The sequence below is a fragment of the Streptomyces sp. R818 genome (assembly GCF_056172735.1).
Genome location: NZ_JAOCNE010000006.1, coordinates 1,064,187 through 1,080,842, shown reverse-complemented (window position 1 = coordinate 1,080,842; position 16,656 = coordinate 1,064,187). Strand labels below are relative to the sequence as shown.

15 protein-coding genes, 2 tRNA genes and 1 pseudogene are annotated in these 16,656 nt (G+C 72.0%); 12 read left to right on the top strand and 6 right to left on the bottom strand.

Going from position 1 to position 16,656, the window contains the following annotated elements; genetic code table 11:
- From N5I75_RS21375 to N5I75_RS21360, 4 genes are all read left to right on the top strand, one after another.
- The gene (locus N5I75_RS21375) at positions 1-1,359 is read left to right on the top strand and encodes an AAA domain-containing protein (protein ID WP_476679480.1); all 1,359 of its coding nucleotides are present in this window, start codon (positions 1-3) and stop codon (positions 1,357-1,359) included.
- A gap of 97 nt (positions 1,360-1,456) precedes the next feature.
- Complete coding sequence (locus N5I75_RS21370) at positions 1,457-1,813, top strand: hypothetical protein (protein WP_476679479.1); 357 nt, start codon at positions 1,457-1,459, stop codon at positions 1,811-1,813.
- Between the two features lie 144 nt (positions 1,814-1,957).
- Positions 1,958-2,590 carry a bifunctional DNA primase/polymerase gene (locus N5I75_RS21365; protein ID WP_476679478.1) on the top strand — a complete coding sequence of 211 codons (633 nt, stop codon included), beginning with the start codon at positions 1,958-1,960 and terminating at the stop codon, positions 2,588-2,590.
- Positions 2,581-2,654, top strand: a tRNA-Lys gene (locus tag N5I75_RS21360). Before N5I75_RS21365 ends, N5I75_RS21360 begins: the two co-directional genes overlap by 10 nt.
- Before the next feature lie 59 nt (positions 2,655-2,713).
- Here the strand turns inward: N5I75_RS21360 and N5I75_RS21355 are convergent.
- The gene (locus N5I75_RS21355; protein ID WP_476679477.1) at positions 2,714-4,015 is read right to left on the bottom strand and encodes a M6 family metalloprotease domain-containing protein; all 1,302 of its coding nucleotides are present in this window, start codon (positions 4,013-4,015) and stop codon (positions 2,714-2,716) included.
- Positions 4,016-4,394: 379 nt separating this feature from the next.
- Between N5I75_RS21355 and N5I75_RS21350 the strand changes: the two genes are divergently transcribed.
- A complete protein-coding gene (locus N5I75_RS21350; RefSeq protein WP_476679575.1) occupies positions 4,395-6,140 on the top strand; it encodes a putative bifunctional diguanylate cyclase/phosphodiesterase in 1,746 nt (581 codons plus the stop codon).
- Positions 6,141-6,213: 73 nt separating this feature from the next.
- Here N5I75_RS21350 and N5I75_RS21345 read toward each other — a convergent pair whose 3' ends face one another.
- From N5I75_RS21345 to N5I75_RS21335, 3 genes and pseudogenes are all read right to left on the bottom strand, one after another.
- Positions 6,214-7,311: an LLM class flavin-dependent oxidoreductase gene (locus tag N5I75_RS21345; RefSeq protein WP_476679476.1), complete on the bottom strand. Its 1,098-nt coding sequence runs from the start codon at positions 7,309-7,311 to the stop codon at positions 6,214-6,216.
- A gap of 104 nt (positions 7,312-7,415) precedes the next feature.
- Entirely contained in the window at positions 7,416-8,147 is a 732-nt protein-coding gene (locus N5I75_RS21340) for a maleate cis-trans isomerase family protein (RefSeq protein WP_476679475.1), read from the bottom strand.
- Positions 8,148-8,150: 3 nt separating this feature from the next.
- A pseudogene (locus N5I75_RS21335) lies at positions 8,151-8,981 on the bottom strand (maleate cis-trans isomerase family protein).
- A 285-nt stretch (positions 8,982-9,266) separates the two neighbouring features.
- Between N5I75_RS21335 and N5I75_RS21330 the strand changes: the two are divergent.
- Positions 9,267-10,211: a D-2-hydroxyacid dehydrogenase gene (locus N5I75_RS21330; RefSeq protein ID WP_476679474.1), complete on the top strand. Its 945-nt coding sequence runs from the start codon at positions 9,267-9,269 to the stop codon at positions 10,209-10,211.
- 17 nt (positions 10,212-10,228) lie between these two features.
- Positions 10,229-11,623: an amidase gene (locus N5I75_RS21325; RefSeq protein ID WP_476679473.1), complete on the top strand. Its 1,395-nt coding sequence runs from the start codon at positions 10,229-10,231 to the stop codon at positions 11,621-11,623.
- A gap of 30 nt (positions 11,624-11,653) precedes the next feature.
- Here the strand turns inward: N5I75_RS21325 and N5I75_RS21320 are convergent, their stop codons facing one another.
- The gene (locus N5I75_RS21320; RefSeq protein ID WP_476679472.1) at positions 11,654-12,187 is read right to left on the bottom strand and encodes a DUF3830 family protein; all 534 of its coding nucleotides are present in this window, start codon (positions 12,185-12,187) and stop codon (positions 11,654-11,656) included.
- A gap of 131 nt (positions 12,188-12,318) precedes the next feature.
- Here N5I75_RS21320 and ehuB point away from each other — a divergent pair, with 131 nt between their 5' ends.
- The 5 genes from ehuB to N5I75_RS21295 all read left to right on the top strand — a co-directional run bounded on the left by ehuB (position 12,319) and on the right by N5I75_RS21295 (position 16,473).
- A complete protein-coding gene (gene ehuB, locus N5I75_RS21315; RefSeq protein WP_476679471.1) occupies positions 12,319-13,224 on the top strand; it encodes an ectoine/hydroxyectoine ABC transporter substrate-binding protein EhuB in 906 nt (301 codons plus the stop codon).
- The gene (gene ehuC, locus N5I75_RS21310) at positions 13,221-13,946 is read left to right on the top strand and encodes an ectoine/hydroxyectoine ABC transporter permease subunit EhuC (RefSeq protein WP_476679470.1); all 726 of its coding nucleotides are present in this window, start codon (positions 13,221-13,223) and stop codon (positions 13,944-13,946) included. The genes ehuB and ehuC overlap by 4 nt, the downstream gene beginning before the upstream one ends.
- 83 nt (positions 13,947-14,029) lie before the next feature.
- The gene (gene ehuD / locus N5I75_RS21305; RefSeq protein WP_476679574.1) at positions 14,030-14,647 is read left to right on the top strand and encodes an ectoine/hydroxyectoine ABC transporter permease subunit EhuD; all 618 of its coding nucleotides are present in this window, start codon (positions 14,030-14,032) and stop codon (positions 14,645-14,647) included.
- Positions 14,648-14,681: 34 nt separating this feature from the next.
- Entirely contained in the window at positions 14,682-15,452 is a 771-nt protein-coding gene (ehuA, locus tag N5I75_RS21300; RefSeq protein WP_476679469.1) for an ectoine/hydroxyectoine ABC transporter ATP-binding protein EhuA, read from the top strand.
- A 241-nt stretch (positions 15,453-15,693) separates the two neighbouring features.
- Positions 15,694-16,473, top strand: a complete 780-nt coding sequence (locus tag N5I75_RS21295; protein WP_476679468.1) for an IclR family transcriptional regulator — start codon at positions 15,694-15,696, stop codon at positions 16,471-16,473.
- A 64-nt stretch (positions 16,474-16,537) separates the two neighbouring features.
- Here the strand turns inward: N5I75_RS21295 and N5I75_RS21290 are convergent.
- Positions 16,538-16,611 (bottom strand) — tRNA-Lys (locus N5I75_RS21290).
- Positions 16,612-16,656 lie beyond the last annotated feature (45 nt).

The window sequence follows — 16,656 nt, the reverse complement described above, 5'->3', positions numbered from 1 at the left end:
GTGACGCCTTTGGACCCCACGTCGCTCAGCCCGTCGGCCGCCGCCACGCGCGCGACCGAGGCGATCCTGCGCGACACGCTCCATGGCGACGCCCGCGGGGTCGTCGTGGACTCGCCGCCCGGCGCCGGGAAGTCGACGCTGGTGGTGCGGGCCGCGCTCGAACTGGCCGAGGCGGGCCGCCCGCTGATGGTCGTCGCCCAGACGAACGCCCAGGTCGACGACCTCGTCCTGCGCCTGCACGAGAAGAACCCCGAGCTGCCCGTCGGCCGCCTGCACAGCAGCGACCCGGACGCGTACGACAAGGCGCTCGACGACCTGCCGAACGTCCGCACCTCGACGAAGGCGGGCGATCTCGCGCCGCTGCCGGTGGTCCTGTCGACCGCCGCGAAGTGGGCGCACGTGAAGGTCACCGACGCGGGCGGGCCGTGGCGCCACGCCATCGTCGACGAGGCGTACCAGATGCGCTCCGACGCGCTGCTCGCCGTGGCCGGGCTGTTCGAACGGGCGCTGTTCGTGGGCGACCCGGGCCAGCTCGACCCCTTCGCGATCGTCGGCTCGGAGCAGTGGGCGGGCCTGTCGTACGACCCGTCGGCCTCGGCGGTGTCGACGCTGCTCGCGCACAACCCCGATCTGCCGCAGCACCGGCTTCCGGTGTCGTGGCGGCTGCCCGCGTCGGCGGCGCCGCTGGTGTCGAGCGCGTTCTACCCGTTCACGCCGTTCCGCAGCGGAACGGACGAGGGCGACCGGGAGCTGCGGTTCGGCGTGGCGTCGGACGGTTCGGGGCCCGACCGGGTCATCGACGAGGCGGCCGAGGCCGGCTGGGGCCTGCTCGAACTGCCCGCCGCCCACACCCCGCGCACCGATCCGGAGGCGGTACGGGCGGTCGCGCTCGTCGTACGGCGCCTCCTCGACCGGGACGGCGTCACGCGCTCCGAGCGGGGTCCTGACGACACCGCGCCGCTGACCGCGGACCGGATCTGCGTCGGCACCGCCCACCGCGACCAGGCGGCGGCGGTCCGCGCGGCCCTCGGTGAGCTGGGCGTACGGGACGTCACGGTGGACACGGCGAACCGGTTGCAGGGCCGGGAGTACGACGTGACGGTCGTGCTGCACCCGCTGTCCGGGCGGCCCGACGCGACGGCGTTCCACCTGGAGACGGGGCGGCTCTGCGTGCTGGCGTCGCGGCACCGGCACGCTTGCATCGTCGTCTGCCGGGCCGGGGTCGCCGAGCTGCTCGACGAGCATCCGTCGACCGAGCCCGTGCAGCTCGGGGTGGACGTGAAGTTCCCCGACGGGTGGGAGGCGAACCACGCGGTCCTGGCGCGGCTGTCCGAGCACCGGGTGACCTGGACGCCGTAGCTCTTGGCCGTCCGTACGAGGCGCACTTGCGCTGCGTCGGACAATGGAAGGCGGCCCGGGCACAGGCGGGCCGCAACCGGCACAAGGAGGAACCACCATGGCGGAGCCCGAGCGGCCCCGTACCCCGCAAGCGCGGCTGCGGCCCGTGCCGCTGATTTTCGAGCCCGCGGAGGCCGCCGGGGACCCCGAGCACTTCTTCGACCTGGAGTCCATCGAGGACCCGCGTGAACTGCTCGCCCGCGCGACCGAGCTGACGCTCGCGTTCCGCGCGGCGACCGACCGGTCCGTGGAGTTCCAGGCCGTCGCGGCGGCGCAGCTCGCCGATCCGCGCCGCTTCGACCGGCTGACGACGGCCGACATCGCCGAGCGCGGGGGCTGGACCGAGGACTACGCGAAGAAGATGGTCGAGTTCGGACGCGACCTGCTGCGCAGCGGCTCGGAACAGGCGCCCTGAGGCGCGGTCGCGGGCCGGGCCGCGCGCGATGACGGAACGCTTGGCATATGCCAGGCGGGCAAGATACCCCGCATACCCCTCCCCTGTCCCGAGTTTCGGCAACTCTGCGGAGCCGCTTCCTCACCCCCGGTAGAGGTGGTGCACATGAACACCGCGCACCCGCACTTCGCCCCTGTCCCCGGCACCCCCCGCGACGGTTCCGACAGCCCCCTCGTCTCCGACGTCACCGGCGTCACTCCGGAGGGCGCCGCATGGCTCGCCTCCGCAGGAACGTATCCGCGCTCCACGCTCTCCCACTGGCGGTCCCGGCCCAGCGCGCCCGTCGTGCTGCCCTGCGGGTCCGTCTTCGACGTGGTGAACGTCCCCGCGATCTTCGGGCGGCGGATGTTAGACCGCCTCTGGGACGAGGGACCGGGATCCGGCCCCGTCGCCACGCATCGCGGCCGGATGCTCCTGTTCACGGCGCCGGGCACGGCGCAGCGCCTGCCGTCGCTCCTGCGCTGGGAGGAGTGGGGCCCCGCCGTGCCGCCCCTGCTCTGCCACGGCACCGGCGACGCGGTCACCGTCCCCGCGCCCACGTCGCCCCGCGACCCCCGCCCCGAGTCCCGCTGGGTCGTCGCCCCGGACACCCGCCACCCCTGGCTCCCCGGCCCCGAGGTCCTCCTGTGGGCCTGCGTCCGAGCCGCCCGCACCGGCGCGCACGCCGCCGTCCGCATATCGATTTTTCCTGCCGCCGATCAGGATGCTAAGGTCTACGACGTCAGCAGGCGCCGCTAGCTCAGTTGGTTAGAGCAGCTGACTCTTAATCAGCGGGTCCGGGGTTCGAGTCCCTGGCGGCGCACAGACGGTGAGAAGCCCCTCGCGGAAGCGAGGGGCTTCTTGCGTGGGCGCGCGGGCAGGTCAGCTCGTCGTCACCTTCACCGTCCACGCCCCCGACTCCGTGCGGTTCTCCGCCTCGATTCTGAGGTTCTCGCCGGGGACCGTATAGCTCTCGCCCACCGCCAGCGGGGCGTCCGCCAGCGGCGGGTAGACCGAGTCGCCGTGGCAGGACGACGTCGTGGGGTGGGTGTCGAGGACCTGGACGGGGCCCGCGCCGGAGGCCGAGTCGCCGTTGATGCGGTAGATCAGGACGCCCTGGTTGCAGGTGGTGCTGTCGTTGCCGGCCGCGCCGCGCGCCTCCAGGGCGACGGCGCTGGACCGCCCGGTGCGGACGACCGCCAGCTTCGTCCCGCCACCCGCCCCGAACGGGGCCCCGGCCGCCCCCGGAACCGTCGAGCGCGGCGCCGTGCCGAGCGGTTCCAGGGTCAGCCGGGTGACGCCCGTACGGGTGACGCAGGACACCTGCCCCGGCTCCAGCCAGCCGAGTTTCCACTTGTGCCAGCCGAAGAGGTCGGGGGCGAGCCCGAACTGGCTGCCCATGACGTCCCAGTCCCCCACGTACGTGTCCCAGTCGCCCTTGCCGTCGGACGGCCGGTGATAGAGGTCCGGCAGGTCGAAGACGTGCCCGGTCTCGTGCGCGAGGACGTTGCGGTCCGGCGGGTGCTGCTCGAAGACGGTGACGACGCGCCGGATATCGGTGTCGTCGGCCCGCATCGGACGGTCGAAGTTGACGACCTTGGTGGCGTCGGAGTCGACCCCGGGCGCGTCCGGGTCGGCGACGAAGTAGACGATGTCGTACTTGCCGAAGTCGGTGGAGGCGTCCGCCGCCTGGAGCGCGTCCCGCAAATACGCGCTGCGGTCCGCGGGCGCCCAGTCCCGCTGTATCCGGTACGAGGTCGAGGCCCGCGGCATCTTCAGCCATGCGCGCTGCGGATGCGGCACGAGCGAGAACTTGCCGTACGAGGCCCGCTCGTAGAACTGGCTCGTGGCCGGGAAGTAGTCCGACGTGAGCTGCTCGGGCGTGGTCAGCGGCTCCGCGTCCGGGAAGGACAGGAAGACCATCACCGCGTTCAGGCTCTGCCTGGGCCGCGGATAGTCCGCGTTCCAGGTGTCGAGGCCTTCGGAGTGATGGACCGCGGTCCGTTCCAGGGCGCACGGGTCGTCGCGGGGGGAGGCGGCGGCCGGGCCCGCGACCAGCCCCGTGGCGGCGAGGGCGGCGAGTGCGGTCAGGGCCGCCGCGACGGCGCGCAGACGGGCCCTGTCCACTCCCGCGGGTGGCTGCGGGCGCTCCAAGTCGACCTCCGGGAAGGGAAAGTGAGACACCCCACCCAGAGTGTTGGTGTTTGTTGCGTTTCGCCTTGTTTATCTGGCCCGGACGAGTGAGGCGCGACACCCCGGGCGATCACAGGCCGTCACACTCGGTCGAGCTGCGGCAGAAGCCCGTAAAGGGGCGGGCAGAAACGATCTGGCAGGGCGGTTCGCGGCGCCCGCCGCCGGGTTCGCCCGAGGACAAGGCTGGATAGCCCGTCCGACCGGCCTCTATGATCGGCACACTTTCCTGCCGGGACCCCGGCCGCACCAGCACCACGCGACCGGCCGACGCACCACGGGGAGCGAAGCGGTGAGCGCACAGCCCGAAGGGCCCACGACCGCGGCGGAGGTGTCCGCACCCGACCCCCGCCCCGAGTTCATCACGGAGTTCATCACGGAGAGTGAGCGCGTACGTGAGTGCCGGCCGAGGCCCGTCCACGGCGCCGCCTTCCTCGCCGCGCCCCAGCCGATGCTGCTCGTCGGCCGCGACGGTGTGATCGTCGGTGCCAACGCCGCCGCCCGCGCCCTGCTGCACGGCGAGTCCGCCGAGCCGCTCGTCGGCCGGGTCGCCGCCGACCTGCTCGACCTCGGCTCCGACCCCCGCACCCAGGACGCCTACCGCGAGGTGCTGCGCGGCAGGCAGGCCCCGCTCGGCCGCACCCGGCGCCTCAAGCACGCCGCGGGCCACTCCGTATGGGTGCGGATCACGGTGTCGCCCGTGCCCGGCGCGGACGTCGTGCTCCTCTCCCTCAACGACATCAGTGCCCACCGCGACCTCCAGGCCGGACTGCGCCACCTCCAGACGCACGACCCCGTGACCCGGCTGCCCAACCGCGCCCTGTTCTTCGAGCGCCTCACCGGCGCCCTGGAGGCGGGGGCGTACGAGGGCACGGGCGCGACCGGCCGGGTCGGCCTGTGCTACCTCGATCTCGACGGGTTCAAGGCGGTCAACGACACGCTCGGCCACCACGTCGGGGACCGGCTGCTCGCCGCCGTCGCCGAGCGGCTGACCCACTGCGCCGACCTGGCCCGGCACGCCACCGGCGCCCCGCTGGTGGCCCGGCTCGGCGGCGACGAGTTCGCCCTGCTCATGGAGGACTCGACCGGTACGGAGCAGCTGGCGGACCTCGCGGAGACGGTCCTGGAGGCGCTGCGCGAACCCTTCTACCTGTCGGGGCAGCTGCTCTCGGTCTCGGCCTCGATCGGCGTCGTCGAACGGGACGTCGCGGACACCAGCCCGATGGGGCTCATGCAGGCCGCGGACACCACGCTGTACTGGGCGAAGGCCGACGGGAAGGCGCGCTGGACGCTGTTCGACCCGGAGCGCAACGCCCGCCGTGTGACCCGGCAGGCCCTGTCGTCCGGGCTGCGCCCCGCGGTCGAGCGGGAGGAGTTCGTCCTCGCGTACCAGCCGCTGGTGCGCCTGGAGGACGGCGGCCTGCGGGGCGTCGAGGCGCTGGTGCGCTGGCGGCATCCGGAGTTCGGCCTGCTGACGCCGAATCGGTTCATCGCACTGGCCGAGGAGGACGGGTCCATCGTGCAGCTCGGGCGGTGGGTCCTGGAGACGGCCTGCCGTCAGGCGCGGGCCTGGCAGCTCGCGCATCCCGACGTGCCGCCCGTGTTCGTCAGCGTCAATGTGGCGGTGCGGCAGGTGTGGGACTCGGACCTCGTGGCCGACGTCGCCCGGATCCTCGCCGAGACCGGGCTGCCCGCCGAACTCCTCCAGCTCGAACTCACCGAGTCCGCCGTCATGGGCTCCACCGGGCGGCCCCTGCGGGCGCTGCAGGACCTCAGCGACATGGGCGTCCGCATCGCCATCGACGATTTCGGCACCGGGTACTCCAACCTCGCCTACCTCTCCAGGCTCCCCGTCTCGGTGCTGAAGCTGGACGGTGCCTTCGTGCGCGGCTTCGAGGACGGGGCGAGCACCCCGACGGAACCGGCCGACGCCGTCATCGTGGAGGCCATGGTGCAGCTCGCGCACCGGCTCGGCCTCACCGTCACCGCCGAGTGCGTGGAGACGCTCGACCAGGCGGACCGGCTGCGGCGCATCGGGTGCGACACCGGGCAGGGGTATCTGTACTCGCGGCCGGTCGCGGCGGAGCGGATCTCGGAGCTGCTCGTGGAGCGGCGGTAGCGGGCGGGTACCGGGCGTCGCACGACCACCGCGCCCCGGTCCACCCCGCGACCGCCCCCCCGGCCCGTCCGGGTCAGGCCCCCGGCAGCCCGTACGCGTCCGCGATCAGCTCGTAGGAGCGGAGACGGATCTCGCCGCTGTGGGCGTTGGCCGTGAGCATCAGCTCGTCGGCGCCCGTGCGCTTCTGGAGGTCGTCGAGGCCGGTGCGGACCTCGTCGGCGGTGCCGTGGATGACGTTGGAGTTCCAGGAGCGGATGAAGTCCTGCTCCATCTCGTTGAACGGGTACGCCTCCGCCTCCTCCGGCGTCGGGACCAGGCCGGGGCGGCCGGTGCGCAGGCGGACCATGTTGAGCGCGGCGGCGAGGACCTGGCGGCGGGCCTCGGTGCCGTCGTCGTCGGTTGCGAGCGCGGAGACGCCGATCAGGGCGTACGGCTTGTCGAGGACGGCGGAGGGCTGGAAGGACTCGCGGTACAGGTCGAGCGCCGGGATCGTGTTCTGCGCGGAGAAGTGGTGCGCGAAGGCGAACGGCAGTCCGAGGACACCGGCGAGGCGGGCGCTGAAGCCGGAGGAGCCGAGCAGCCACAGCGGCGGGCGGTGCGGGTCCTGGACACCGCCGGGCGACGTGGCCTGGACGGGGCCCGGGACCGCGTGGATGCGGGAGTACGGGTGGCCGTCGGGGAAGTCGTCGTCGAGGAACCGGGTCAGCTCGGCGAGCTGCTGCGGGAAGTCGTCCGCGCCCTCGTTGAGGCGGTCGGTGCGGCGCAGGGCGGCGGCGGTGGCGCCGTCGGTGCCGGGGGCGCGGCCGAGGCCGAGGTCGACGCGGCCCGGGGCCATCGCCTCAAGGGTGCCGAACTGCTCCGCGATGACCAGCGGGGCGTGGTTGGGCAGCATGACGCCGCCGGAGCCGAGCCGGATGCGGTCGGTGTGGGCGGCGAGGTGGGCCAGGATCACGGCCGGCGAGGACGAGGCGACGCCGGGCATCGAGTGGTGCTCGGCGACCCAGTACCGGTGGTAGCCGCGGCTCTCGGCGAGCTTGGCGATGTCGACGCCGGTGCGCAGCGCCTGCGTGGCGGTGCGGCCGGCGCCCACGGTGACCAGGTCCAGCACGGAGAGAGGGGTCGGGGCGGTGCCAAGGGCTGCGCCCCGGATCTCGTCGTGGTTGGCCGGCACGGGGTCCTCCTGCAAACGTGATTCTGGCTGACCCCGACTTAACGGAGGCGGGCTCCACTTGTATTCCCGACCGCCTGCATTCCCGACCGCCCCGGCCGCCCGGCCTACACCTGCACCACCGGCTCCTTCGTGAACAGCGCGCCCAGCTCCGGCGCGTTGACGCGGCGGTCGACCAGGCGCAGGGCCTCCCAGACGGTGACCTGGTTGGCGGTGAGGACCGGCTTGGCCAGTTCCCGCTCCAGGTCACGGACGTGCGCCGCCGTGTGCAGGGCCGTGTCCGGCAGGAGCACCGCGTCCGCGTCCGGGTGGTCGCCCGCGCGGGCCATGGCCAGGGTCTCGTCCCAGCCCCACGTGCCGACCTCCGCGGCCGTGAGGACGCCGCTGCCGCGCACGGAGACCACGTCGGCGCCCGCCGCCTTCAGGAACGCGGCGAAGTGCTCGGCCACGTCCGCCGGGTACGTCGCCGCGACCGCCACCCGGCGCGCCCCCAGCTCGCCCAGCGCGTGCGCGAAGGCGAAGGAGGTGCTGGACGCGGGCAGCCCCGCGGCCACGGCCAGCGTTCTGACCTGCTCTTGCGCGCCCTCCCAGCCGAGGACGAAGCTGCCGGACGTGCACGCCCAGACCACCGCCTCCGCGCCCGCGAGCCGGAGCTCCTCGACGCCCGCCGCGAGCCGGTCCGCCGCGCCCATCTCCAGGAGCGCGTCGAGGCGGTGCGCGTCCTCGCCGATGTCCGTGTGGACGACGGGCAGCCGGATGTCACTGTCGATCAGCATCTCGATGCGCGGGAAGTCGTCCTCGGCCGAGTGCCCTGGGTAGAGAAGTCCGAGCGCTGTCATGTCCTATGCCCACCCTTCCTGGCCCTCCGGGAGTTCCGGGGCGCCGTGTCCGGGCCGGAGGCCGCCCTCCGGCAGGTCCGGCAGGGGCCATTGGCGTCGCGCCGCCGGGTCGAGCAGCGCCTGGTACGGCCCCACCGCTCGCGTACCCAGCCGGCGCAGGGCTGCCCACATCGTGACCTGGTTGGCCGAGATCACCGGGATCCGCAGCTCCGCCTCCAGCTGCGGGATGACGTCGTACGTGGGCAGGTTCGTGCAGCTGATGAAGAGCACGTCCGCCGTGGTGCCCGCCGCGTCGCGGGCCATCCGCGCCACGTCCCGGTACGGCACCTTCCAGATCCGCCGGGTCAGGCCGAGGAACGCCGTCCCGGTGACGGCCACGCCCGCCTCCGCGAGGAACTACGCGAGGGACTCGGTGACGGACCGGGTGTAGGGGGTGACGAGTGCGACGCGGCGCGCGTCGAGTTCCGCGAGGGCCTCCAGGAGCGCGCCCGACGTGGTGACGCTCGGCCGGTCCCCGGAGCGGCGCATCGCCTCGCACATCGCGTGTTCGCCCGCGAGGCCGCCGACGAAACTGCCCGAGGTGCAGGCGTACGCGAGGACCTCGGGCTCGACCGCGCCGAGCGCCCGGACCGCCTCGTCGAGCGTCTCGTGCTCGCTGACGATCCTGGCGAGGTCGAGACTCACCTCCACCGGGACGAACGGGGTGCGGGTGAGATGGAGGGAGATCTCGTCGGGCACCCAGCGCCACAGCTCACGGTCGAGCGCGAAGTCGAACGGTGCGACGACACCGAGGCCGCGCTGCGGCCGCGGTCCTCCCAGGAAAGCAACGTCCATAGAGCATGCCCCAAGTTCAGCTGACGGGATGGTGCCGTGGTGCAGGGATGCGGAGGTGCCGAGTGCCGATGCGGCGCCTGAACCGGCGGTCCGTCGCCGGGGACGTCGGGACAGCGGGGAACGGGTGGGAGAGGAGGAACGCGCCGACGCAGGTCCTCCGTTGACGAAGGTAGGTTCAGGTGCCAGCGTGGTCAATCCGCCCATGTCAAGGAAAGCAGAGCTGCGTTGCGGAACGATTTCGTCGCTGTACCGGGTGTCGATGGGGCGGGGGGTGAGCGGCCCGCCGTGCTCGTTCTGGACGCCGCTCCCGGTGAACCCCCGCCCCGGCTCGGCGCGTTGACCGGACGGGCCCGCGTGCTGCACGCCTCCGACGCGGCCGGGCTCCGCGCCCTGCTCCCCGAGGCCGACGTCCTGCTGGTGTGGAACTTCACGTCCGACGCCGTACACGAGGCATGGCCCGCCACGGGGCCGCGCCCGCGCTGGGTGCACGCCGCGAGCGCGGGCGTGGACCGGCTGATGTTCCCCGGACTCGTCGACTCCGACGCCGTGCTGACCAACGCGCGGGGCATCTTCGACGGGCCGATCGCCGAGTACGTCGCCGCGCTCGTCCTCGCGATGGGCAAGGACCTGCCCCGCACGCTCGCGCTCCAGGCGGCGGGCGAGTGGCGGCACCGGGACACGCAGCGCATCGCCGGTACGCGCGCCTGCGTCGTCGGCTCGGGCCCCATCGGGCACGCGATCACCGCCCGGCTCAAGGCGCTCGGGATCATCACGGCGCTGGTCGGGCGGCGGGCGCGGGCCGGGGTCCACGGCCCCGCCGACCTCGACCGGCTGCTCGCCCGCGCCGACTGGGTGGTGTGCGCGGCGCCGCTGACCGAGGAGACACGGGGGATGTTCGACGCCCGCAGGTTCGGGGTGATGCAACCCGCCGCGCGGTTCATCAACGTGGGACGTGGTCCGCTGGTCGTGGAGTCCGACCTGGTGGACGCCCTGCACAACCGGTGGATCGCGGGCGCGGCCCTGGACGTCTTCGAGCACGAGCCGCTGGCCGCGGACAGCCCGCTGTGGACGGCCCCCGGGTTGATCGTCTCGCCGCACATGAGCGGGGACACGGTCGGCTGGCGGGACGAACTGGGGCGGCAGTTCGTCGAGTTGTACGGGCGCTGGGAGTCCGGCCGGGCGCTGACGAATGTAGTCGACAAGAAACGTGGGTATGTCCCCGGGAACTGAAGGACCTGGAGGGGCGGATGACGAGCGAGCTCACCCGACTGACGGCGCAGGATCTGCTCGACGGTTACCGCAAGGGGGAGTTCAGCCCCGTCGACGCCACCCGGGCGGTCCTCGCCCGCATCGAGGAGACGCAGCCCGCGCTGAACGCGTTCGTGCGCGTCGACGCGGAGGGCGCGCTCGCCGCGGCGGAGGCGAGCACGCGGCGCTGGCGGCGCGGTGAGCCGCAGGGCCTGGTCGACGGCGTGCCGGTGACGGTCAAGGACCTCCTGCTGCAGCGCGGCGTGCCGAACTTGCGCGGTTCGAAGACCGTGCGGGCGGACGGGAGTTGGGACGAGGACGCACCCGCCGTCGCGCGGCTGCGCGAGCACGGCGCCGTCTTCGTCGGCCGCACGACGACCCCCGAGTTCGGCTGGAAGGGCGTCACCGACTCCCCCCTCACCGGCATCACCCGCAACCCGTACGACACCTCGCGCACCGCCGGCGGGTCGAGTGGCGGCAGCGCGGCGGCCGTCGCGGTCGGCGCGGGGCCGCTGTCGCTCGGCACGGACGGCGGCGGCTCGGTCCGCATCCCGGCCGCGTTCTGCGGGATCTTCGCCCTGAAGCCGACGTACGGGCGGGTCCCGGCGTACCCGTCCTCCGCGTTCGGCACACTCGCGCACGTCGGCCCGATGACGCGGAGCGCGGCCGACGCGGCGCTGATGACGGACGTGATCTCCGGCCCCGACGTACGCGACTGGTCGGCCTCGGCGCCCGCCCCCGGCAGCCTCCGCGACGCGCTGCGGGGCGGGGTGCGTGGCCTGCGCGTCGCGTACTCGCCGTCGCTCGGCGGGCAGGTGGCGGTGCGGCCCGGCGTCGCCGCGCAAGTCCGCGAGGCGGTGACGCGGCTCGCCGGGCTCGGGGCGTACGTGGAGGAGGTCGACCCGGACTTCACCGATCCCGTCGCCGCGTTCCACGTGCTGTGGTTCAGCGGGGCGGCGCGCAACGTGTCCCGCTTGTCCGCCGCGCAGCGGGAGTTGATGGACCCCGGGCTCCGGGAGATCTGCGCCCTCGGGGCCCGCTACAGCGCGCTCGACTATCTGGCCGCCGTCGACACGCGGATGGCGCTCGGGCGGCGGATGGGCCTGTTCCACTCCACGTACGACGTGCTGCTCACGCCGACGTTGCCGCTGACCGCGTTCGAGGCGGGGGTGGAGGTGCCGCGCGGCAGTGGCCTGCGGCGCTGGACCGGGTGGACGCCGTTCACGTATCCGTTCAACCTGACGCAACAGCCGGCGATGACCGTCCCGGTGGGGCTGGATCAGGGGTTGCCCGTTGGAATGCAGGTGGTGGCGGCTCGGCACCGGGACGACTTGGTGCTGCGGGTCGCTGACGCGGTGGGGGTGGCCGGGACCACCTGGCCCGCCCTCGCTTAGGTCACGGGGCTCCGCCCCGGACCCCGCTCCTCAAGCGCCGGAGGGGCTTGATTTTGCGAACCGCAGCGTCTCCCCCACCGCCCCCGACCGCCAAAGGTCCTGGCACGCCTCCGCCATCCCCTCCAGTCCCTCCACCACCTGCCCCCACACAATGCCGGGCACCCACCCCACGTCCCCGTTCAGCAGCAGGTTGTTGCGCTCGTAGAAGAGGGCCAGGTCGACCACGGGGGTGTCGGCGGCGAGCGAGGCGCCTTCGCCGTACCCGTACGAGCGCGACCCCAACTGTGTCCCGTTGAAGGAGAAATAGCACAGGTCGCCCGGGATGGGTGTGACCGTCGGGTTCTCCAGCGGGGGCTCCTGTGGCGCGAATGCCGGGAACAGGGCGTAGATCTCGTTCCGGGCGTATTTGGCGTGGTAGACGTCGGAGACGAGGGGCAGGGCGTCCCAGACCGCCGCGCAGGTGAGCGGGGCGCGGTCGGTGAGGAGTTTCGCCGTGCAGGTCACGCCCCGCGCGGCCAGGGTGACGTCGATGAACCGGTCGGGGGCGCCGCTTGAGTCAGCCATGCGCCCCATGCTCCGCCTCATTCACCCCGCGCGGTCAAGAGCGCACCACCCGTGTGTACGCACCACACGCCAGCTGAATGCGGCGTGAATTCATCGGCATAAGTCGAGTCGGGTCGGGTAGCCGCGCGCCCATGGCTCCACCAACTCACATACGTAGGAAAGAGCCTGCCGAGAGACGAACTCTTCGCAGGCGGTCACTGCTCGCGGGGGCGGGTGCGCTCGGCGCACTGGGCGCTCTGGGAGCGGCGGGATGCAGCCAGGTACCGAAGGGCGACACGCTCGCGCGGCTGCAGGGGCAGGGGACCGTACGCCTGGGCATCGCGGGCGAGGTGCCCTACGGGTACATCAACGACGACGGGGAGTTCACCGGCGAGGCGGTGGAACTCGCCAAGGTCATCTTCAAACGGCTCGGTGTCGGCCACGTCCAGCCGGTCGCGACCGACTTCGCCTCGCTCATCCCCGGTCTGAACACGCAGCAGTTCGACGTCGTGTCCGCCGGGATGTACATCAACAAGGAACGCTGTCAGCAGGTCATCTTCGCCGACCCCGAGTACCAGATGCTGGACTCGTTCATCGTGCGCAAGGGCAACCCGAAGAACCTGCACAACTACGCCGACGTGGTGAAGGCCAAGGCCAAGTTCGGCACCGGCACCGGGTACGCGGAGATCGGCTACGCCGTGGACGCCGGGTACAAGGAGTCCGACATCGTCATCCTCCAGGACCAGGTGGCGGGGCTCAACGCCGTGGAGGCGGGCCGTATCGACGTGTTCGCGGGCACCGCGCTCACCACCCGCGAGGTCACCAAGAAGAGCAGCAAGGCCGAGCACACCGAGCCGTTCGCGCCCACGGTCGACGGCAGGAAGCACGTCGACGGCGGCGGCTTCACCTTCCGCCCCACCGACACCAAGCTGCGGGACGCCTTCAACGTCGAGATCCACAAGATGAAGAAGAGCGGCGAACTGTTCCGCATCCTCCAGCCGTTCGGCTTCACCAAGGCGGAGATGACGACGCTGACCGCCGAGGAGCTGTGCCGATGACCGCCGGACTGTGGGAACACTGGGTGCTGCCGGGCATCTGGATCACCATCCAGCTCACCCTCTACAGCGCGGCGCTGGCGACCGTCGTCGCCTTCGGCGTCGGCATGGCGCGCACGCACCGGTTGTGGATCGTCCGGTTCGTCGCCGGCCTCTACACCGAGATATTCCGGGGCACCTCCGCCCTGGTCCTGATGTTCTGGATCTTCTTCGTCCTGCCGCAGCTCGCGGGCTGGTCCCTCGTCCCGATGTGGGCGGCCGTCCTCGCGCTCGGTCTGTCCTACGGCGCGTACGGTGCCGAGATCGTCCGTGGCGCCCTCAACGCGGTGGCGCCCGCGCAGCGCGAGGCGGGGGTCGCGCTGAGCTTCACGCCGTGGCAGCGGATGCGGCTCATCCTGCTGCCGCAGGCGGTGCCGGAGATGATCCCGCCGTTCTCGAACCTGCTGATCGAGCTGCTCAAGGGCACGGCCCTGGTGTCGCTGCTCGGCATCGGTGACGTGTCCTTCGCCGCCTATCTGGTGCGGCTCGCGACGACCGAGAGCACGGAGATCTACTCGCTCACGCTCGTCATCTACTTCGTCCTCGCGTTCATCCTCACCCGCGGAATGCGGGCCCTGGAGCGCAAGACCAAGGCGGGCATCGGGCAGCGGCCCGAGCGCGGCGCGGGTGTCATGCGCAAGCTCGACCTGCGCCGCCAGAACGAGACGGGAGGTGCGGCCCTGTGAGCGACGTGAGCCAGGTGGGTCAGGTGAGCCCTGTGACCACCATCGCCGCGGACAACTGGGACTGGTCCGCCGTCAGCGACTTCATGCCGCACTTCTGGGACGGCCTCCTCGTCACCCTCCAGATCCTCCTCTACGGCTCGCTGATCTCCTTCAGCGTCGGCCTGGTCTGGGCGCTCGCCTTCCGGGCGCCCACCCGCTTCATCCGCTGGCCCGTCGGCGCGATCACGGAGTTCATCCGCAACACGCCGCTCCTGGTCCAGCTGTTCTTCCTGTACTTCGTGCTGCCGGAGGCGGGGATCCAGTTCTCCGCGTTCACCACCGGTGTCGTCGCGATCGGCCTGCACTACTCGACGTACACCGCGCAGGTCTACCGCGCGGGCATCGAGGCCGTGCCGGTCGGCCAGTGGGAAGCCGCCCGCGCGCTCAGCCTCCCGTACGGCAAGACGTGGACGGCGGTCATCCTGCCGCAGGCGATCCGCCGCGTCGTGCCCGCGCTCGGCAACTACGTCGTCGCGATGCTGAAGGACACGCCGCTGCTCGCGGGCATCGGTGTCCTGGAGCTGCTCCAGCGCTCGCGCCTGGAGGCGGCCAAGACGTTCCAGTACACGGAGGCCCTGACGGTCGTCGGTGTCGCCTTCATCGTCATCTCCTACCTCGCCTCCCTTCTCCTGCGATCCCTGGAGCGCCGCCTTGTCCACTGACGCGAACCTTTCGAAAGACCAGCCCAATCCGGCCGTGGACGGCACCGAACTGATCCGCTTCGAGAAGGTCGTGAAGCGGTTCGGCGGCAACACCGTCCTCGACGAGCTGGACTTCTCCGTCGCCTCCGGCAAGCACGTCACCCTGATCGGCCCGTCGGGTTCCGGCAAGACGACGATCCTGCGGCTGCTCATGACGCTGCTCAAGCCGGACGAGGGCACGATCAAGGTGGGCGGCGAGTACCTCACCCACGAGCAGAAGAACGGCAAGCTCGTCCCGGCCGGCGAGAAGCACATCCGCGAGGTCCGCAAGAACATCGGGATGGTCTTCCAGCAGTTCAACCTCTTCCCGAACATGAAGGTCCTCCGCAACATCATGGAGGCGCCGGTCACCGTGCTCGGCCTCTCCAAGGACGAGGCGGAGCAGCGGGCCCGCGAGCTGCTCGACATGGTCGGCCTCGGTGACCGCGCCGACGCGTACCCGACGCAGCTCTCGGGCGGCCAGCAGCAGCGGGTCGCCATCGCGCGGGCCCTCGCGATGCGGCCGCAGGTGCTGCTCCTCGACGAGGTGACCTCGGCGCTCGACCCCGAGCTGGTGGCGGGCGTGCTCGATGTCCTCCGCGACATCGCGCACACGACGGACATCACGATGCTCTGCGTCACGCACGAGATGAACTTCGCCCGCGACATCTCGGACCAGGTCCTCATGTTCGACTCGGGCCACGTCCTGGAGTCGGGCACCCCGGACAAGATCTTCAACGAGCCGGACCACCAGCGGACCAGGGAGTTCCTCAGCGCGGTGCTCTGAGCGGTCCGCCGGGCCGTCCGCCGGGCGGCCCGCCGGGCGGTTCTTCGAGCGCGGGCGTATTCGCTCCGCTTACCCGTACGGTGCATGACTCTGGCATATGCCACGGTGGCGCGTTCCTGCTGAGAGGCTCGGAATGCGCCACCGAATACCGCAACCTCCGCCCCTCTTGGGGGTGTTGACGGCTATCGTGGAGGGAGCCAGCCAGCCAGCTGTCCGGAACCGGTCCTTGCAGGGGGATGCCGTGGCGCTGAAGCACGAGCAGGACGCGCCGGGCCACCGGCCGCGGCAGCCGCACCGGTCGGTGCAGCATGCGCTGCGTGTCCTGGAGGCCGTCGCCCATCACGCCACCGGCATCGCCGACGCCGAGCTGGCGCGCGTCACCGGGCTCCCCTCCGACCAGCTCACCGGCCTTCTGCGGATGCTCCGCCGCGAGGGGTACGTCGAGCAGACCGCCGACGGCGCCTACGTCACCGGCGAGACCCTGAGCAGGATCGGTTCGGCCGACGGGAACGCGGCGGCGCTCACCGCCAAGCTCCAGCGCACCCTCGACGAGCTGCGGGACCGCGTCGGCGCGGCGGTCTACATCAGCCGGTACATCGACGGCGAGGTCCGCATCACCCAGTACGCGGCCGGGCCCGAGGCCCCCGCGGTCAACGAGTGGGTCGACTTCCGGGTCTCCGCGCACGCCAGCGCCGTCGGCAAGAGCCTCCTCGGCCAGCTCGACCTGAACGGGCGGCGCGACCACCTCTCCCGGCACAAGATGGCCCGCCTCACCTCGCGCACCATCACCAACGAGAAGATCCTGCTCTCCAGGCTCGCCACCCAGCCGGCGACGGTCCCGGTCCTCGACATCCAGGAGTACGCCGTGGGCACGGTCTGCGCGGCGGTCCCCATCACGGCGGGCTCGGCGGTCGGCTGCCTGGCCCTCTCCCTGCCGCTGGAACGGGCCCACCGCCTCCACGACGCGGCGAAACGATTGAACAAGAGCGCGGCCCCGGTCCTGCTGTCGCTGACGATCTAGCCGAGGGCACGAGCAGCCGCACGCAAAAGACCCCCCGCTCTCACGGAGGGCCTTTCACTGTCTGTGCGCCGCCAGGGACTCGAACCCCGGACCCGCTGATTAAGAGTCAGCTGCTCTAACCAACTGAGCTAGCGGCGCCTGCTGACAAGAAAATAGTACCTGGTCCGGAGGGGTGCCTGTGAC

Bases quoted from the DNA above. Each gene is read 5' to 3' on its own strand.
- N5I75_RS21370 (WP_476679479.1), top strand. From the start codon at position 1,457: ATGGCGGAGCCCGAGCGGCCCCGTACCCCGCAAGCGCGGCTGCGGCCC.
- N5I75_RS21325 (WP_476679473.1), top strand. From the start codon at position 10,229: ATGACGAGCGAGCTCACCCGACTGACGGCGCAGGATCTGCTCGACGGT.
- ehuC (WP_476679470.1), top strand. From the start codon at position 13,221: ATGACCGCCGGACTGTGGGAACACTGGGTGCTGCCGGGCATCTGGATC.
- N5I75_RS21365 (WP_476679478.1), top strand. From the start codon at position 1,958: ATGAACACCGCGCACCCGCACTTCGCCCCTGTCCCCGGCACCCCCCGC.
- N5I75_RS21320 (WP_476679472.1), bottom strand. From the start codon at position 12,187: ATGGCTGACTCAAGCGGCGCCCCCGACCGGTTCATCGACGTCACCCTG.
- N5I75_RS21340 (WP_476679475.1), bottom strand. From the start codon at position 8,147: ATGACAGCGCTCGGACTTCTCTACCCAGGGCACTCGGCCGAGGACGAC.
- ehuD (WP_476679574.1), top strand. From the start codon at position 14,030: ATGCCGCACTTCTGGGACGGCCTCCTCGTCACCCTCCAGATCCTCCTC.
- ehuB (WP_476679471.1), top strand. From the start codon at position 12,319: ATGGCTCCACCAACTCACATACGTAGGAAAGAGCCTGCCGAGAGACGA.